1 protein-coding gene and 1 pseudogene are annotated in these 1,140 nt (G+C 73.0%); both read right to left on the reverse strand.

Going from position 1 to position 1,140, the window contains the following annotated elements:
* A pseudogene (locus ACFVXE_RS39185) lies at window positions 1-171 on the reverse strand (nicotinate-nucleotide diphosphorylase (carboxylating)); the annotation flags it as partial.
* A 2-nt stretch (window positions 172-173) separates the two neighbouring features.
* Window positions 174-1,140, reverse strand: a 967-nt coding sequence (locus tag ACFVXE_RS39190) for an FAD-binding protein (protein ID WP_389678594.1), incomplete at its 5' end; no start/stop codon positions are given.

Below are 1,140 nucleotides of genomic sequence, written 5' to 3' on the forward strand. Positions count from 1 at the left end.
GCCGAGTGCCATGTGCGCGATGTCCTCGACCTCGACCGGGTCCAGGCCCGCGTCCTCGAGGAGCTGGGCGAGGGCGGGGTCGAGGCCGCATTCGAGGTCGCCCGCCTCGCCGCAGCCGCAGTCGTCGCCGCAGCCGTCGGCGGGGAGGAGGGGGAGGTCGGGGGTGCTCACGGTCACTGCTCCTGGAGAAGGGGAGGGAGGGTCGGGGGGAATTCCGCGGTGTCTGTGGTGTGGACCGCGAGCGAGTGGTCCGGCTGCAGCCGTACGACCAAGTGGCGGCGCCAGTGCGCCTCTTCGCGGTCCTGGTGTTCCTCGCGCCAGTGGCAGCCGCGGGTCTCCTCGCGGCGTTGGGCTGCGGCGACCAGGACGCGGGCCACGCACAGGAGGTTCGTCGCCTCCCAGGCCTCGACGCCGGGGACGGCCGGCTTGCGGTCGTCGGGGGTCTCGGCGTCGGCGTACGCCCTGATCGCTTCGAGGTGCGCGGCCGCCTCGGCGAGGCTCGCCGCGGAGCGGATCACTCCGGCGCCCCTCGTCATGATCCGCTGGATCGCGAGGCGGGACTCGGGGGCCAGGAGTGGGAGCGTGGTGCCCTCGGGGATCACGGGGTCGGTGCGCGCGTGCGCGGTCGCCGTGATGTCCTCCGCGATGCGTTCCGCGAAGACCAGGCCCTCAAGGAGTGAGTTGGAGGCGAGGCGGTTGGCGCCGTGGACCCCGGTGCACGCGACCTCGCCGCAGGCGTAGAGGCCGGGGACTGTGGTGCGGCCGCGCAGGTCGGTACGTACGCCGCCCGATGCGTGGTGGGCGGCCGGGAAGATGGGCATCGGCTCCGTGACCGGGTCGATGCCGTGGGTGCGGCAGGCGGCGAGGATCGTGGGGAAGCGCTGCTCCCACATCTCTGCGCCGAAGTGGCGGGCGTCCAGGTACATGTGCTCGGTGCCGTGGAGCTGCATCTGGCGGGTGATGGCCTTGGTGACGATGTCGCGGGGGGCCAGTTCGGCCAGTTCGTGCTGTCCGAGCATGAAGCGGGTGCCGGTCGCGTCGACGAGGTGGGCGCCCTCGCCCCGTACCGCCTCGGAGACCAGGGGCTGCTGGCCCTCGGCGCCGGATCCCAGGAAGAGGACCGTGGGGTGGAACTGGACG

This window comes from Streptomyces sp. NPDC058231 (assembly GCF_042882275.1).
Taxonomy (GTDB): Bacteria; Actinomycetota; Actinomycetes; order Streptomycetales; family Streptomycetaceae; genus Streptomyces.